The organism is Streptomyces sp. NL15-2K, assembly GCF_030551255.1.
GTDB lineage: Bacteria > Actinomycetota > Actinomycetes > Streptomycetales > Streptomycetaceae > Streptomyces.
Window position 1 is genome coordinate 7962606 of sequence record NZ_CP130630.1, and the last position, 15888, is coordinate 7978493.

The 15888-nt window shown below is 69.8% G+C and carries 16 protein-coding genes; 8 read left to right on the forward strand and 8 right to left on the reverse strand.

All coding sequences use genetic code 11. From position 1 onward, the window contains the following. Positions 1–94 precede the first annotated feature (94 nt). Complete coding sequence (locus tag Q4V64_RS36065; RefSeq protein WP_124436710.1) at positions 95–682, forward strand: hypothetical protein; 588 nt, start codon at positions 95–97, stop codon at positions 680–682. After that, positions 679–864 (forward strand): DUF5708 family protein, encoded by a 186-nt coding sequence (locus Q4V64_RS36070; protein WP_124436709.1) that lies wholly within the window; start codon positions 679–681, stop codon positions 862–864. The genes Q4V64_RS36065 and Q4V64_RS36070 overlap by 4 nt, the downstream gene beginning before the upstream one ends. A 7-nt stretch (positions 865–871) precedes the next feature. Here Q4V64_RS36070 and Q4V64_RS36075 read toward each other — a convergent pair whose 3' ends face one another. Further along, complete coding sequence (locus Q4V64_RS36075; RefSeq protein ID WP_124436708.1) at positions 872–1459, reverse strand: cob(I)yrinic acid a,c-diamide adenosyltransferase; 588 nt, start codon at positions 1457–1459, stop codon at positions 872–874. 277 nt (positions 1460–1736) lie between these two features. On the opposite strand from Q4V64_RS36075, the gene Q4V64_RS36080 reads away from it, so the two are divergent. The 4 genes from Q4V64_RS36080 to Q4V64_RS36095 all read left to right on the forward strand — a co-directional run bounded on the left by Q4V64_RS36080 (position 1737) and on the right by Q4V64_RS36095 (position 7468). Then, positions 1737–3116 (forward strand): zinc ribbon domain-containing protein, encoded by a 1380-nt coding sequence (locus tag Q4V64_RS36080; RefSeq protein WP_124436707.1) that lies wholly within the window; start codon positions 1737–1739, stop codon positions 3114–3116. Positions 3117–3263: 147 nt separating this feature from the next. Continuing rightward, on the forward strand, positions 3264–4112 hold the full coding sequence (locus tag Q4V64_RS36085) for a 3-hydroxyacyl-CoA dehydrogenase family protein (protein WP_124436706.1): 849 nt from the start codon (positions 3264–3266) through the stop codon (positions 4110–4112). A 177-nt stretch (positions 4113–4289) separates the two neighbouring features. Beyond that, the gene (locus Q4V64_RS36090) at positions 4290–4613 is read left to right on the forward strand and encodes an STAS domain-containing protein (protein WP_124436705.1); all 324 of its coding nucleotides are present in this window, start codon (positions 4290–4292) and stop codon (positions 4611–4613) included. 245 nt (positions 4614–4858) lie between these two features. After that, positions 4859–7468 (forward strand): ATP-binding protein, encoded by a 2610-nt coding sequence (locus Q4V64_RS36095; RefSeq protein ID WP_124436704.1) that lies wholly within the window; start codon positions 4859–4861, stop codon positions 7466–7468. Between the two features lie 85 nt (positions 7469–7553). Here the strand turns inward: Q4V64_RS36095 and nucS are convergent, their stop codons facing one another. Next, positions 7554–8225 carry an endonuclease NucS gene (gene nucS, locus Q4V64_RS36100; protein ID WP_124436703.1) on the reverse strand — a complete coding sequence of 224 codons (672 nt, stop codon included), beginning with the start codon at positions 8223–8225 and terminating at the stop codon, positions 7554–7556. A gap of 245 nt (positions 8226–8470) precedes the next feature. Here nucS and Q4V64_RS36105 point away from each other — a divergent pair, with 245 nt between their 5' ends. After that, entirely contained in the window at positions 8471–8863 is a 393-nt protein-coding gene (locus Q4V64_RS36105) for an SCO5389 family protein (protein ID WP_124436702.1), read from the forward strand. 84 nt (positions 8864–8947) lie between these two features. Here Q4V64_RS36105 and Q4V64_RS36110 read toward each other — a convergent pair whose 3' ends face one another. Then, on the reverse strand, positions 8948–9976 hold the full coding sequence (locus tag Q4V64_RS36110) for an LLM class flavin-dependent oxidoreductase (RefSeq protein WP_124436701.1): 1029 nt from the start codon (positions 9974–9976) through the stop codon (positions 8948–8950). 222 nt (positions 9977–10198) lie between these two features. On the opposite strand from Q4V64_RS36110, the gene Q4V64_RS36115 reads away from it, so the two are divergent. Continuing rightward, positions 10199–10531 (forward strand): ATP/GTP-binding protein, encoded by a 333-nt coding sequence (locus Q4V64_RS36115; protein ID WP_124436700.1) that lies wholly within the window; start codon positions 10199–10201, stop codon positions 10529–10531. 235 nt (positions 10532–10766) lie between these two features. Here Q4V64_RS36115 and Q4V64_RS36120 read toward each other — a convergent pair whose 3' ends face one another. From Q4V64_RS36120 to Q4V64_RS36140, 5 genes are all read right to left on the reverse strand, one after another. Continuing rightward, positions 10767–11639 carry an ABC transporter permease subunit gene (locus Q4V64_RS36120; RefSeq protein ID WP_124436699.1) on the reverse strand — a complete coding sequence of 291 codons (873 nt, stop codon included), beginning with the start codon at positions 11637–11639 and terminating at the stop codon, positions 10767–10769. Then, positions 11636–12880 carry an ABC transporter ATP-binding protein gene (locus tag Q4V64_RS36125; protein WP_124436698.1) on the reverse strand — a complete coding sequence of 415 codons (1245 nt, stop codon included), beginning with the start codon at positions 12878–12880 and terminating at the stop codon, positions 11636–11638. The genes Q4V64_RS36120 and Q4V64_RS36125 overlap by 4 nt, the downstream gene beginning before the upstream one ends. A 110-nt stretch (positions 12881–12990) precedes the next feature. Continuing rightward, positions 12991–13761: an ABC transporter permease gene (locus Q4V64_RS36130; protein ID WP_124436697.1), complete on the reverse strand. Its 771-nt coding sequence runs from the start codon at positions 13759–13761 to the stop codon at positions 12991–12993. Positions 13762–13763: 2 nt separating this feature from the next. Beyond that, positions 13764–14717, reverse strand: coding sequence for an ABC transporter ATP-binding protein (locus Q4V64_RS36135; RefSeq protein ID WP_172628933.1), 954 nt, complete (start codon positions 14715–14717; stop codon positions 13764–13766). Between the two features lie 86 nt (positions 14718–14803). Continuing rightward, complete coding sequence (locus Q4V64_RS36140) at positions 14804–15739, reverse strand: cellulose-binding protein (protein WP_095755537.1); 936 nt, start codon at positions 15737–15739, stop codon at positions 14804–14806. Between the last annotated feature and the right edge of the window lie 149 nt (positions 15740–15888).

Sequence of the window (15888 nt, forward strand, 5' to 3'; positions counted from 1 at the left end):
TGCATCTTTCGATGTACCCCGACTTCGTCACCGCCGACGACGATCGCGGGCGATCCCGACGGGAGCCTTGAGGAGTGACCGAAGGGAGTACGTCGTGATCGTCGCGTTGATCATCGCCTGCGAAGTCGGCTTCTGGGTGCTGCTGGCGCTCGGCCTGGCCGTCCGCTACCTGCTGAAGTGGCGCCGGACCAGCGTGGCGCTGCTGCTGTGCGAGCCCGTGCTGGAGCTCGTCCTGTTCGTCGTGACGGCGATCGACCTGAAGAACGGCGCCGAACCGAGCTGGGAGCACGGGCTGGCGGCGCTCTACATCGGCTACACGGTCGCGTACGGCCACTACACGATCCGCTGGCTGGACGGCCACGCCGCGCACCGCCTGGGCGGGGCCCCGCCACCGCCGAAACCCCCGCGCTACGGCATGCCGCGCGCCCGGCACGAGGGCCGCCTGTGGCTCCGTACGGTCCTCGCGGCCGCCGTCGCCTGCGCGCTGCTCCAGGGTGCGGTCTGGTACGTCGGCGACGACGGCGACGTGTCGTCCCTGCGGTCCTTCCAATGGGCGGCACTCAGGGCCGCCGGTATCCATGGCCTGGTCGCGCTGGCGTACCTGATCTGGCCGAAGAAGGACCCGGGCGACGGCGTGAGCGCGGCTGAGGTCACGTCCTCGAAGGAGAGTGTCCGGCGATGAGCGCGGCGACGAGGAACCTGCTGGAGGGTGCCGCCACCTTCGTGGCCGGCCTGGTGCTGTGGCTGTTCACCGGGGGAGTGGAGGTCCCGGTCGTCACCCTGACGAAGGTCGGCGTGGTGATGATGTGCGTCGGCGGCGTTCTCGTCGCGACGGGCCTGTACCAGGCGGCGCGCGACCGGTAGGAACGCCTCAGCGCTCCCCGCCCGGCACCCACAGCACGTCCCCGACGTCCTTGTTCGCGGCCCGCGCCAGGATGAACAGCAGGTCGGACAGGCGGTTGAGGTAGGTCGCGGTCAGGGGGTTCATGCTGCCGTTCTCTCCTTGGGCACCGTGGACCTCCAGGGCCGCCCAGGTCGAGCGCTCGGCACGCCGTACGACCGTGCAGGCCTGGTGCAGCAGAGCCGCACCGGGCGTCCCACCGGGCAGGATGAAGGAGCGCAGCTTCTCCAGCCCCTCGAGGAAGTGGTCGCAGTCCGCCTCCAGCTTGTCGACGTAGGACTGCTCGACCCTGAGGGGCGGGAACTCCGGCTTCTCGACCACGGGCGTCGACAGGTCCGCACCCACGTCGAACAGGTCGTTCTGGACGCGGATGAGGACCTTGACGATCTCCCGGTCCAGGTTGCCCAGCGCGACCGCCGTGCCGATCACCGCGTTCGCCTCGTTGGCGTCCGCGTACGCGGAGATCCGCAGGTCGGTCTTGGCGACCCTGCTCATGTCGCCGAGGGCGGTGGTGCCCTGGTCGCCGGTCCTGGTGTAGATGCGCGTCAGATTGACCATGTGGTCAGGGTAAGCGCTACTGGAATTGCCAGAACATTCGTGCGCCCACGGCTATGGGTTGGTGGTGGTGAGGCCGGAGTGTGGGTGTCACGACCGGGATGGGAGTTCGAGTAGCGAACGAGTGACCTTTTCGCCTGGCGCTCGTTGCGTGTGGTGACCGATTCTGTGACACCGACTGGGGGTGGAGGGGCGTGGTGGCGAATGCCTTCACCTGCTGCGTGTGCGGTTGGCGACGCTCTGAGCGGGCGCTGAGGGGCAGACTCCCGGGTGGTGGCTGGTGAAGGTCACTCGCATCGCTTACAGCAAGAACCTCAATGCTCGTAAGTATGAGCAGCTCGCTGAGCAGGCCCAGCGACTTGGGAGGGTGCGCTCCTTGGTGTGGCGGAAGTACGGGGCGCTGGCTGGCGTTGGTGTCTCCGACCGGACCATTCGCGACCAGTGGATGAAGGACTGTACTGCCGAGGCTTTCGGGGTGCTCGCCACTGACTGGAAGGAGACACTGCGGGACGCGGTCGCCGACATCAAGGCGAACCGTGAAGCAGCCAAGGCCTTGGTCCGGCAGGCGATCCGACGCCATACCCGCGACGAGGCCGAGCGGAAGCGGCTCTTCACGGCGCTCAAGCGCGACCGATGGATGGACGATCCGTATCTGTCGCGCCTGATGCGGAAGCACTGGAAGCATGGCCGGAACCGCACCGAGAATCAGATCGTGGTCCGCTCCGACCTGTATCGCACCTTTACTCTGACCGAGAGTGGCGACATCTGGCTCGCCGTTCCCTCGCTGGTCCGCCGACAACTGATCGCCATCCCGCTGAACACCACGGTCGCTCCCACGGGGACGCTGCGGCTGATCCTGCGTGACGGCCGTGTGGAAGTGCACTACCAGATCGAGGACTCCACTCTGAAGTCCAGTCAGCGGCCGTGCGGAACCGCAAAGATCGGCGTCGACAAGGGATATTCGGAAGTCCTCACCGACTCTGACGGCAACCACCACGGGTTGGAACTCGGCGACCTGCTTCGGACGGAGTCGGACTCCCGTAATGCCAAGAACGTCCGCCGGGCAAAGATCCAGGCCGTTGCGGATAAGGCCCGCGCGTCTGGTGACTCGGCAAAGGCCGACCGAATCAGCCAAAACAACCTCGGCACCATCAAACGCAACCGCCGACACCATGCCTTCGAAGCTCGTGTCCGCTCGGTGACCTTCACCGCGGTCCACGCTGTGGTCGACAAGGCGGAGCACATCGTCGCCGAAGACCTGACCCGCCCCTTCCTGTCCCGGAAGAAGCTGGGCAAGAAGACCAACCGTCGCCTCGCCGCCTGGACCAAGGGCGTCACGGCCGAGGCACTCAACAGCCTGTCGGAGCGCAGAGGTTCTGCGCTGACGCTGGTCAACGCGGCCTACACCTCACAAGTCGTCCCCTGTTGCCGGATCCTCGGCATGCGTAAAGGGGACCGGCTTCACTGCACTCGGTGCGGGGCGGTGTGGCAGGCAGACCACGCGGGAGCGATCAACGTCCTGGAACGAGACAGTGACCCCGACATCACCCTGTACACACCGCACACGCGGGTGAAGCAGATCATCCAGGAACGGGCCGATCGCCGACGGACCAGACTGCCGGTCCAGGACTCCAGCACCCCGGTGCGGAGAGCGAATTAGCCAATCCGAGCAGCAACAACACTGCAGGAATGGGAAGCAGACGTGACGCGCATTACTTACTGGTCACATACCCCCTCGCGAGCGCTAGTCTCCGGCGGAGAAGCATACGTAAGCAGCGTGTAACGCGTTTCAATGGGGAGTCGCACAGTGACACGGAAGCTTGCCGTCATCGGCGCCGGACTCATGGGTTCCGGTATCGCCCAGGTCTCCGCGCAGGCGGGCTGGGACGTCGTCCTGCGTGACGTCACCGACGAGGCGCTCAGGCGTGGCACCGACGGCATCAAGGCTTCGTACGACAAGTTCGTCGGCAAGGGCAAGCTGGAGGCGCACGACGCCGACGCCGCCCTCGCCCGCATCACCGCGACCACCGACCTGGACGCCGCCGCCGACGCGGACATCGTCGTCGAGGCCGTCTTCGAGAAGCTGGAAGTCAAGCACGAGATCTTCCGCACCCTCGACAAGCTCGTGCGGGACGACGCCGTCCTCGCCTCCAACACCTCCGCCATCCCGATCACCAAGATCGCGGCCGTGACGGAGCGCCCGGAGCGCGTCGTCGGCACGCACTTCTTCTCGCCGGTCCCGATGATGCAGTTGTGCGAGCTGGTGCGCGGTTACAAGACGAGCGACGAAACCCTCGCCACCGCACGGGAGTTTGCCGAATCCGTCGGCAAGACCTGCATCGTCGTCAACCGGGACGTGGCCGGCTTCGTGACCACCCGGCTCATCTCGGCGCTCGTCGTCGAGGCCGCCAAGCTGTACGAGTCGGGCGTGGCCACCGCCGAGGACATCGACCTCGCCTGCAAGCTGGGCTTCGGCCACGCCATGGGACCGCTCGCCACGGCGGACCTCACCGGCGTCGACATCCTGCTGCACGCCACCAGCAACATCTACACCGAGTCCCAGGACGAGAAGTTCGCCCCACCGGAGCTGATGCGCCGGATGGTGGACGCCGGTGACATCGGGCGCAAGAGCGGGCAGGGCTTTTACAAGCACTGAGGCAAGCGCGGTAACCGCACACGCCCCTCGGGCATCACACCCTGGGGTGAATTCGGTATCGGTTCGCTTACAGACGGCAACCTCTGACGGCTCTTCACCGTCAGAGGTTGCATCACCGGACACCACAGCAAGGCATCACAACGCGGAGCACGGCACGCACGCACATGGGGAGCGCATATGCACATCAGGGGCGACCACGTCGAGCTGGTCGTCGGGGGCCGCCTCGACGTCCGCAGCGCGGCGGACGCCCGTACGGTCCTGCACTCGGCCGTCGACGACGGAGCCGGCGATCTGGTACTGGACCTGTCCGAGCTGGACTCCTGGGACGCCACGGGACTCGGGGTGATCATGGGTGCACACCGGCGGGCCGGCCGCTGCGGCCGACGACTGGTGCTGCGTGGGGTACCGCCGCAGATGCAGCGCCTGCTCGTCGCGACGAGGCTGCACCGCATCCTCGCGATCGAGGGCGGCATCGGGTTGGAGTCCCTGCCTCGGGTGTGACCTCGGCGACGGGGGAGACCTGGTGCGGGGCGGCGAATCGTACGACGCGCCCAATCCTCACGAGACTGTGACGTCTCGGACGGCGCGGTACCCCGGGCTGTCGTAGATACTGTGCGAAGGTTTAGGGTTCGGTCGCCCGCCGCTGACAACCCTCGAGCGGGCCCGGACCAGAAGCGACAGCGCGGTGTGCAGCAGGCCGGGAGGGGCCGGATGGGCACACGACGCTTTTGGGGGGCTTGAAACCTATGGACCCGAACAACCGGGAACCCGAGGAGTACGGCCACGAAGGTGACGGCCATGTGCCGGGCCGGCGCCCGGCCAGGGACTCCCTCACATCCGACTTCGGACAGCACGCGCCCGCGCTCGCCCGCACGGTGCAGCTCGTCACGGGCGACTACCTGCTCACCGTCAACCCGGTCGACGGCAGTGAGATCGAGGCCTGCCCGCCGGGCGAGCGCCCCCGGCGGCCCGAGAAGCTCGGCGCGGCCGAACGCGCCGAGGTGGCCCGCGCCGCCAAGGCACCCGTGCCGCCCGGTCCGGGCCGGCCCACGCTGCCGCTCCTGGCCCGCCAGGACGAACGCGAGCGCCTGGTACGGCTGCTCGCCCGCGGCCGCTCCGTACGCCTCACCGGCCCGGCCGGCTCCGGCCGCACCAGCCTCCTCGACGTCGTCGCCGAGGACTGCGCGGACCTCGCACCCGACGGCGTCATCCGCCTGAACGGCTTCCACCGCACGCCGAGCGATCTGCTGTACGACCTCTTCTACGCCGTCCACAACGCGCCCCTGCACCGCCCGGAACGGGTCGAGTTGCTCGGGTACGTCCGCGAGATCGGCGCGGTCGTCGTCCTCGACGACATCGAGTTCGGCGGCGCCGCGCTCGACGAACTGCTCGACGCCACCCCCGAGTGCGCCTTCCTGATCGCGGCCACGCCCGACGTGCCCGCCCCGTCCACCGAATCCGTGATCGAAGAGGTCTTCCTCGGCGGGCTCGAGCGGGCCGACGGCCTGGAACTCCTCGAACGTGCGGTGGGGCGCGTACTCACCGAGGAGGAGTCCAACTGGGCGGGCGACCTCTGGTTCGAGTCCGAGGGTCTGCCGCTGCGCTTCGTCCAGGCCGGGGCCCTGCTGCGACAGCGCGACCGGATGCGGGCCGGTGTGGACGCCGTCGACGAGTTCGGCGTCTTCGCGGACGCCCCTCCCTTCGACCTGCCGGTCGACGCCCCCTTCGACGCCGACGAGGGCGAGGACGTACCGCTGCCCTCCCTCGGTGAGGCCGCCGCACCCGCCCCGCTGCTCGCCGCCCGGCTGAGCGAGTCGGCGCGCGCCACCCTGCGGTTCGCCGTCGCGCTCGGCGGCGAGGTGCCGCACCAGGCGCATCTGCCCGCGCTGGTCGGCGACACCCACGCGGACGCCGCGCTCGGCGAGCTGGCCGACTGCGGGCTGGTCTCCCCGGTCGGCGCCCGCTACCGGCTGGCCGCCGGTGTGCAGACCCAGCTGGAGGCCGCCGGGTACGCCGACGACATCGAGGCCCAGGCTCTCAGCGCGGCCCAGCACTACGGCTGGTGGGCAGGACATCCCTCGGTCACCCCCGAGCGCGTGTGCGCCGAGGCGGACGCCCTGCTGGCCACCCTCGGCGTCCTGGTGCCGGCCACGACAGCGCCCGCCGAGGGCGAGGAGAGCCCCACCGTGCGGCTGGCCCGCACGGCGGCGCCCGCGTTCGCCGCGGGCGGGCACTGGAGCGCCTGGGAGCAGGCGCTGCGGTCCGGCGCGGAGGCCGCCCGGCTCGCCGAGGACGTCTCGGAACAAGCCTATTTCCACCACGAGTTGGGCATCCTCGCGCTGTGCGGCGGGCAGTTCGACCGGGCCCGTGCCGAACTGGAGGCCTCCATCGGGCTGCGCGGCGCCCTCGCCGACAAGCGCGGCACCGTCGCCGGCCGCCGCGCGCTGGCCCTGGTGGCCGACCGCTCGGGCACCGTGCCCGGTCTCGCCGCCACCGCGGGCGAGGAGGTGCCGGACGCCCGGTCCGAGGAGTCGCAGTCGCCGCCGGGCAGCGTACCGGCGCCGTTCCCCCAGCTCCAGCGGCCCGGCGACACCTCCACTCTGGTCACCTACCAGGCCTCGACCGCGTCGTCCTCGCCGACCGTGCCGACCGCTTCGTCTTCGCCGTCCGCGTCGTACTCGTCGACGCACAAGGCCCGGGGCGGCCTCAGAGGACTCGCCCGGCGCAACCTCGTGGCGGCCGGCGCGGGCGCGCTGCTCGTGGCCGTGCTCGGCACGGTGGTGACGCTCGGCGCCACATCCGACAACGAGACCAACCCGCCGGCCGAGCACGTCGGCGTCAACCCGTCGGCCAGCCCGGGCCCGGACGACGGCAGCCTCGGCGCGGACAAGGCGGAGAACGGCGACGGTTCCGGCGGCACCGGTGCGGCGACGAGCGAACCGACCGACCCGGGGCCGGACGGGACGTACGGCACGTCGGACGATCCGACGCCGACCGCCACCCCGAGCGACCCGTCGGACGAGCCGAGCGGTACGCAGGGGACGGGCAGCGGGTCGCCGAAGCCGCCGGCCACCTCCCCGTCGAAGCCGCCCACATCGCCGTCCAAGCCCCCGACACCTACGTCGAAGCCGCCGACGGGCACGCCGACGACCACAGCACCGACCGACAACCCGACGGACACCCCGACCGGCACGCCCACGGGCACCCCGACGGGCCCGCCGACGGATGCCCCGTCGACCTCCGACTCGGCCAGCGGCCCCGCCCCCACCGGCGCCCCGGCGGAGACGACCACCTCGGCGAGCGCCCCGGAGAGCACCGACCCGGGGGCGCCCAGCAACTCGGGCGACGTGATCTGAGCTCCAGCACAGCAGGGCCCGGTCCGCTTCTCGGCGGACCGGGCCCTGGACGTCGTAGGACTCCCCGGACTCCCCGGGCTACGCCTCAGAACAACCGCAGCTTGTCGTCCTCGATGCCCCGCATGGCGTCGTAGTCGAGGACCTGGCAGCCGATGCCGCGGTCGGTGGCGAGGACGCGGGCCTGCGGCTTGATCTCCTGCGCGGCGAAGATGCCGCGGACCGGGGCGAGATGGGGATCCCGGTTCAACAGCTCCAGGTAGCGCGTGAGTTGCTCCACGCCGTCGATCTCACCGCGCCGCTTGATCTCGACGGCGACGGTCTGTCCGTCCGCGTCCCGGCACAGGATGTCGACCGGCCCGATGGCCGTCATGTACTCGCGGCGGATGAGCGTGTAGCCCTCGCCGAGGGTCTCGATGCGGTCGGCGAGCAGCTCCTGGAGGTGTGCTTCCACGCCGTCCTTGATCAGGCCGGGATCGACGCCCAGTTCGTGCGAGGAGTCGTGCAGGACTTCCTCCATCGTGATGATGAGCTTCTCGCCCGCCTTGTTGATGACGGTCCAGACGCCCTCATCCTCGCCGCTGCCCTCCCTCAGCGTGCAGGGCGGCGACATCCAGTTCAGGGGCTTGTAGGCCCGGTCGTCCGCGTGGATCGAGACGCTTCCGTCCGCCTTGACGAGGATCAGGCGGGGGGCCGAGGGCAGGTGTGCGGTGAGCCGGCCCGCGTAGTCGACGGAACACCGGGCAATGACGAGACGCATGGTCGGCAACGCTACTGGACGGGCCCCTGTGCACGCGATTCGGCCCAGAACATACCTGTTCGGTTGTGGCCGATTGTGTGCCCAATGAGGCCGCTCCATGTACGCATTCTGCTGGTGCGGTCACCCTCGGTTCCTTACGGTAGTAAACGGGAGGTCGCGATTTGTGTACACAGCGTGTTTGGTAGCGCGAACTCCCCTTATCTGTCCGGCAACCCCCGTTGATCGGGGGTGCGAGAGGAGAACCCATGTCGCTCGACGTCTCACCGGCCCTACTCGAACAGGCCGAGCGAGGCGAGGTCGACGAAGCTGCCTTCGTCGACTGCGTCCGGACCTCCCTGCCCTATGCGTGGGAGATGGTCAGCTCCCTGGTGGCCCAGCTGAAGGTCGACGGCGGTCAGTTCGCCGACAACCAGACGCCCCCGCCGGACGAGCAGGCACGCGGTCAGCTGCTGCGTGCGCTCGCGAGTGACGCGATACGCGGCGCACTGCAACGGCACTTCGGTGTGCGGCTGGCCTTCCAGAACTGCCACCGGGTGGCGGTGTTCCCGTTGGACTCCTCCGTCGACGAGACGCTGGCCCGGTTCACCTCGGTGCGCAACCAACTGCTGAACCAGTCTCCGGAGTTCCGGGACTGCTGACGCGGTCAGTCGTCGGCTTGCCGTTCCGTACGCGGGAGGTGCATTCAGTACCGGAGCGGCAAGCCCTCTGCAGAACAGGGCCGTTCAAGAGAGCTGCGGCAGCACTTCGGCACCGAGCCGCCGTACGTTCTCCTCGGTGGCCGCCAGGTCTCCCGAGCCCTCGACGAGCAGGGCGAACCGGGAGACACCGGTCCGCTCGCTGGTCGCCGCGAGCCGGTCGGCGCACAGCCGCGGAGTGCCCACCGGGTGCAGCCCGCAGAGCAGTTCGGTGTACGCCAGCGGATCGCGCATCCGGCGCTCGCGGCCGTCCACCGTGACATGGGCGCCGAGCCCCAGCCTCAGCCAGCCGGGCATCGTCTTCAGCAGCGTCTCCGCCGCGTCCGTACGCCGGTCGGCGATCTGGCAGACGCCGGCCGACACATGGGCCGCGTCGAGGACCTGCTCGGGGGGATGGCCGGACGCGCGCGCGTGCCGGCGCCACAGGGCGACCATCTCGGCCTTCTCCTCGTCCCCGACATGCATGCCGAGCAGCATCGGCAGCCCGCGCTCGGCGGCCAGCCGCACACTCTCCGGGGACGTGCACGCGACGACCACCTCGGGGCCCGCGGCCTCCGTCAGCGCCTCCGACGGCCGTGGTACGACGGCGACTTCACGGAAATTGAAGCGCTCGCCGGAGGCCGCGACGGAGGGTTCGCGCAGCCAGCGCACCAGCAGATCGAGTGATTCGGGGAACCCCGTCTCGTACGCCTGAAGACCCGTGCCGAACACCTCCAGGTCCACCCACGGGCCGCCGCGGCCGACACCCAGCGAGAAGCGTCCGCCGCTCGTCATGTGCAGCAGCGCGGCCTGTTCGCCGAGCGCCACGGGGTGGGCGGTGGGCAGCACGCTGACGGCCGTGCCGACCTGGATGCGGCGGGTGCGGCCGAGCAGTAACGCGGCGAGGGTGACGGCCGAGGGACAGGTGCCGTACGGCACGAAGTGGTGCTCGGCCAGCCAGACCGAGTCGAGCCCCGCCTCCTCCGCGACCTCGGCCGAGCGGACCGCGCGGTGCAGCGCCTCCCCCTGGCCCTGGCCCGGGAACTGGGCGGCCAACACGAAACTTCCTACGCGCATGTGCTTTTCCTGCTTCCTTGGCTCCGACGCGGAGCTCCCCCACCCGGCATAACCGCCTGACATGTGCCGAGGACACGGCCTGCGAAGAGATTTGTTGATTGTCTGCAGAATGCGTCGTGCGGGAAGGAGACTTGTGACGGTTGGTGACGTACGCATACCCCCGTCCGTGCCGCGTAGGCTGGATGCGGCCCGTGCTTCCTGTATAGCCCCGTGAGGTGTCCTGTGTCCCCGCGTCGCAACCGACCCAAGGGAGCCGGTTCGTCCGGCCGGAGCGCCGAGGACGACCGTCCCGGCCGCTACGGCGGCTGGCAGTCCACGGAGGACTGGCACGGCGAGGAGTGGAGCGTGCGCCATGTGGCCGGGGCAAGCGCCCAGGGCAAGGCGTACCGCTGCCCGGGCTGCGAGCAGCTGATCCCGGACGGTGTCCCGCACGTCGTGGCCTGGCCCCAGCACGCGGGCGTCGACGACCGCCGCCACTGGCACAGGGCGTGCTGGAACGCGAAGGACCGCCGCACCACGCGGGTGCAGCGGTCCAGGAACGTGCCGAAGTTCTGACAGCCCTACAGCTCTTCCAGTAACAGCCCGGGGCTTAGGGGTCCTTGCACTATGCCCGCCCGGGTCGCGCGGCCTGGCACCGCACCTCGCCGCGTTGCCGAAACGCCCACGTGGCTCCTCCCCCACGCTCGAACAGCCTCGCGCGGGGGGACCCCCATCGAGGGCGCTCCGGCGCCTTGCGATGCACGGCACCAGACCACGCGACCTGATCGGGCGCTCATAGTGCAAGGACCCCTTACACGTCCCGCTTCTCCAGCAGCGCGACGGCGCCGGCGAACGCGGCGGCCGTCACGCCCAGGATGATCCACAGCGGGTCCCAGCCGGACGGGCCGGACTCGGTGAGGGAGTTGGAGTAGAAGACGCTGAGCTGGTTCGGGATCGAGTACTCGACCAGGGCCTCGCGCAGGCCCTCCAGCGACGCCGAGAACATGAACAGCGCGATGACCAGCGGGGCCAGCACGAGCCCGATCATGAGGGTGATCGCGCCCGCAGAGTGCCGCACGACCGAGCCGACGACGAGCGAGAGCAGGCCGAGCAGCGCGATGTAGAGCGAGATGCCGACCGTGCCCTTCAGCCACTCCCCGCCGGACGGCGACCGGGCGCCGTCCAGCAGGGCGACGTCCGCCAGGGCGACGAGGAGCGCCGACGCCAGCGTGACCACGAAGGCGACCGAGAAGAACACGATGGCCTTCGCCGCGAGGACCCGGCCCCGGGAGGGGCAGGCCACCATCGTGGTCCGGATCATGCCGGTGCCGTACTCCGAGGCGGTGGTCAGTACGCCGAGCGTGATGATGCACATGCTGCCCAGCAGCAGCCCGAAGAAGCCGAACGACAGCGGGTTCTCGGCCGCCAGGCTCCCGTCGGAGGAATTGGCGGCGACCAGCGCACCGGCCGCCAGCCCGATGCCGATCACGAGCAGCACGAACACGCCGAGCGTCCACATCGTGGAGCGCACCGACCTGATCTTCGTCCACTCGGAGGCGATCGCGTGCCCGAGGTGGGTGGGCACGACCGGGATCGGCGAGGTGTAGCCGGACAACGACGGTCCGGGCGCAGCCTGCCAGTTCGGTGCGGCGGCCTGCGGCATCGGGGGCTGGGGGGTGCTCATCGGGCGTCCTCGGGCTTGGTCGGGGCGGAGGCAGGGGCTGCGGGGTGAGCGGCGGCGGGGGCCGGAGCCTGGCCCTGCGGGGCCTGCTGCGCGTAAGGGTTCGGCGCACCCGCGCCGGGAGCGCCGGGCGCGGCGGGAGCGCCGTACGGACCGGCGGGCGGCTGTCCCTGCGGCCCGGGCGGCTGCCCCTGCGACATCGCGAAGGGCTGACCGCCCTGCTGGGGCGGCGGCGGGGCGTACCAGCCGGGCTGGCCCTGCCCCGGCACCGGCATCGGCGGCTGCGCACCGGGCGGCAGCGGCTGCTGGAGCCCGGCCTTCTGGTCGATGGAGGAGCGGTAGTCGACAGCCCCCTGGGTCATCCGCATGTACGCCTCCTCCAGGGAGGCCTGGTGCGGCGACAGCTCCCACAGCCGTACGTCGGTGTCGTGCGCGATGTCGCTGATGCGCGGCAGCGGCAGTCCCGTGACGCGCAGCGCGCCGTCCTGCTCCGGCATCACATGGCCGCCGGCCTCGGTGAGCGCGGACGACAGCTTCTCGCGCAGCTGCGGCTCGGTGTCGGGCGTCCGCACGCGCGCGAAGTCGGCGGAGTTGGCCGAGATGAACTCCGTCACACTCATGTCGGCGAGCAGCTGCCCGCGCCCGATGACGATCAGGTGGTCGGCGGTCAGCGCCATCTCGCTCATGAGGTGGGACGAGACGAAGACCGTACGGCCCTCCGCCGCGAGCGCCTTCATGAGGTTGCGGACCCAGTGGATGCCCTCGGGGTCGAGGCCGTTGACCGGCTCGTCGAACAGCAGCACCTGGGGGTCGCCGAGGAGCGCGGCGGCGATGCCGAGCCGCTGGCCCATGCCGAGCGAGAAGCCCTTGGACCGCTTCTTCGCCACGTCCTGGAGCCCGACCACGCCCAGCACCTCGTCGACCCGCCGGGCCGGGATGCCGGCCAGCTGGGCCAGGCACAGCAGGTGGTTGCGGGCGGCCCGGCCGCCGTGCACGGCCTTGGCGTCCAGCAGCGCGCCGACCTGGCGGGGCGCGTTGGGCAGCTTGCGATACGGATAGCCACCGATCGTCACCTGCCCCGAGGTCGGATTGTCCAGTCCGAGGATCATCCTCATCGTCGTCGACTTGCCCGAGCCGTTGGGCCCGAGGAAACCGGTGACGGCACCGGGCCGCACCTGGAAGGAAAGGTTGTACACAGCGGTCTTGTCGCCGTAGCGCTTGGTCAGGCCGACTGCCTCGATCATGCTCCGCACCCATCGCAAGGTTCAGGACAGCGGGGCACACGCCCCCGTAAGGGTTAGGAGCTTATCGGGGCGCTGACGGTTCCGCTCAAATGAAAGCGAAGCCCTGAGCCTCACGCGTCGCGCTTCTTGATCATGAGGTAGCCCCCGAGGAGCGCCGCGACCACCCACAGCGCCATGATCCCGAGCCCACCCCAGGGGCCGTACGGAGTGTCGTCGTCGACCGGGGTGACCACCTGCATGATCTTGCTGCCGGCCTGGTCGGGCAGGTACCGGCCGATCTTCTTCGTCGCGTCGACGCTGCCGAGGATGTTGGAGATCAGGAAGAAGAACGGCATCAGGATGCCCAGCGACAGCATCGGCGAGCGCAGCATCGCGGCCACGCCCATCGAGAACATCGCGATGAGGGCCATGTAGAGCCCGCCGCCCATGACCGCGCGCAGCACGCCCGGGTCGCCGATCGCCGCCTTGTGCTCGCCGAGCATCGCCTGCCCGAGGAAGAACGCGACGAAGCTGGTCGCCATGCCGACGGCCAGCGCGAGGCCGGTGGCGACCGCGATCTTGCTGAACAGGAAGGTGCCGCGCTGCGGTACGGCGGCCAGCGAGGTGCGGATCATGCCGGTGCTGTACTCGTTCGACACGACGAGCACCCCGAACACGATCATCGCGAGCTGACCGAGGCCCATGCCCGCGAAGCTGATGAAGGTCGGGTCGAAGGTGAGCTGGTCCTGCCGGCTCATGGTGTCGAACTCGCTCTTCGACAGGGCCGAGATCAACGCGCCCAGCGCGACGGTGACGACCACGGCCAGCGAGAGCGTCCACACCGTGGACGCCACCGACCGGATCTTGGTCCACTCGGACCGGACGACCTGGATCGCCGCCATGCTCACTTCCTCCTCCGGCCGTCGCCCCACTGCTGCTGCTCGGGAGGCGTCCCGTCGTGCGCGTGGTACTCCACCGACTCCGCGGTCAGCTGCATGAACGCCTCCTCCAAGGAGGCCTGCTGGGGACTCAGCTCGTGCAGCACGACCTGGTACTGCGCCGCGAGCTCACCGATGTGCTCGGGCTTGCCGCCGTCGACCTCCAGCGTGCCGTTGCCGTTCTGTACGACCGTGAGCCCGGCCCAGTGCAGTACATCGAGCAGCCGCTCGCGCTGCGGGGTGCGGATCCGGACGTAACTGCGCGAGTTCCGCGCGATGAAGTCGGCCATCGAGGTGTCCGCGAGCAGCCGCCCCTGCCCGATGACGACGAGATGGTCGGCGGTCAGCGCCATCTCGCTCATGAGGTGGGACGAGACGAAGACCGTACGGCCCTGCGCGGCCAGGGACTTCATCAGGTTGCGGATCCAGTGGATGCCCTCGGGGTCGAGGCCGTTGACCGGCTCGTCGAACATCAGGATCCGCGGGTCGCCGAGCAGCGCGGCGGCGATGCCGAGCCGCTGGCCCATGCCGAGCGAGAAGCTCTTGGTCTTCTTGCGCGCGACCGCCGTCAGCCCGACGGTCTCCAGCACCTCCCGCACCCGGTTCCGCGGAATGCCGTTGCTCTGCGCGAGGCACAACAGGTGGTTGTAGGCGCTGCGCCCGCCGTGCCAGGCCTTGGCCTCCAGGAGGGCACCGATGTACGTCAGCGGATCCTTGAGCCGGTCGTAGTGCTTGCCGTCGATGCGGACGTCGCCGGCGGTCGGACGGTCGAGCCCGAGCATCATGCGCATGGTCGTCGACTTGCCGGCCCCGTTGGGCCCGAGGAAGCCCGTGACGATACCCGGTCTGACGCTGAAGGTGAGGTTGTTGACCGCCACCTTCTCGCCGTACCGCTTGGTCAGCCCCTCGAGCTCGATCATGCGCCCCACGCTAGAACGCGGCAAAGCCCTCTGCCACCGCAGGGGCAGAGGGCTTCACCGATGTTCCGCAGACGTACGCCGGACCGTTACCGGGACTGCTGAGCCGGAACGCCCCGGGAGATCGGCTCGTCCTCGGCCGGGGAGCCGGCGGCGGCCACCGCGGCGCCCGTGAGCGTGGCGAGCATCTCGCGCACGTTCGTCAGCTGGGCGTTGATCGAGTCGCGGCGGTTGGTGAGCGCCGCGAGCTCCCGCTCGGATTCCGAACGGATACGGTCGGCCTTGGCGTTGGCGTCGGCCACGATGTCCTCGGCCTGACGCTGCGCCGTCTCGACGGTCTGCCGGGCGCGGCGCTCGGCGTCCGTGCGCAGCTTCTCCGCCTCCAGGCGCAGCTGCTCCGCGCGGTGCTCGATCTCCGCCAGACGCTTCTCCGCCTTCTGCTGACGCGAGGCCAGGTCGCGCTCGGACTGCTCGCGGCGCTTGGCGAGGTTCGTCTCGAAGTCGGCCGCGGCCTGCGCGGCCTTCGCCCGGGTCTCCTCGAAGAGGGCGTCGGCCTCCTCGCGCTTGGACTGCGCGTCCTTCTGGGCCTCCGCGCGCAGCTGCGAGGCGTCACTCTTGGCCTTCTCGATGACCCGGACGCCCTCGTCCTCGGCCTTGGCCTTGCGCTCCGCAGCGAACGATTCTGCGTCGTTGCGGACCTGCTGGGCCGCGGACTCGGCGAGTTCGCGATGCTGCTCGGCCGCGCGCCTGGCCTCCTCGCGCAGATCCTTGGCCTCTTCCTCGGCGAGGCGGAGGATCTTCTCGACACGCGCGCCGAGACCGGCGTACGACGGCTCGGCGTCGGTTACCTGGGCCTGGGCGTTCTGCGTCTCGAGGTGGAGCTCCTCGATGCGCTTTTCCAGAGCGGTGATGCGGGCCAGAGCGCTGTCGCGGTCGGAGACGAGCTTCGAGATGCGTTCGTCCACCTGCGCGCGGTCGTACCCACGCCGCACAAGCTCGAAGCCATAGGGGGAAGTGTCGCTCATGGGGTTCCTGTCGAATGAGACCGGTGAGGTGATAGGTGGAATCCTAGGGGCCGAAGCGGTGTGTCATCGAGCGGATGCGTGTTTGATCTGGAGAATGACACCCCTTTTGGGTGGATGACCCTGGGACGGCTTGCCAAAGACTTGGTCAA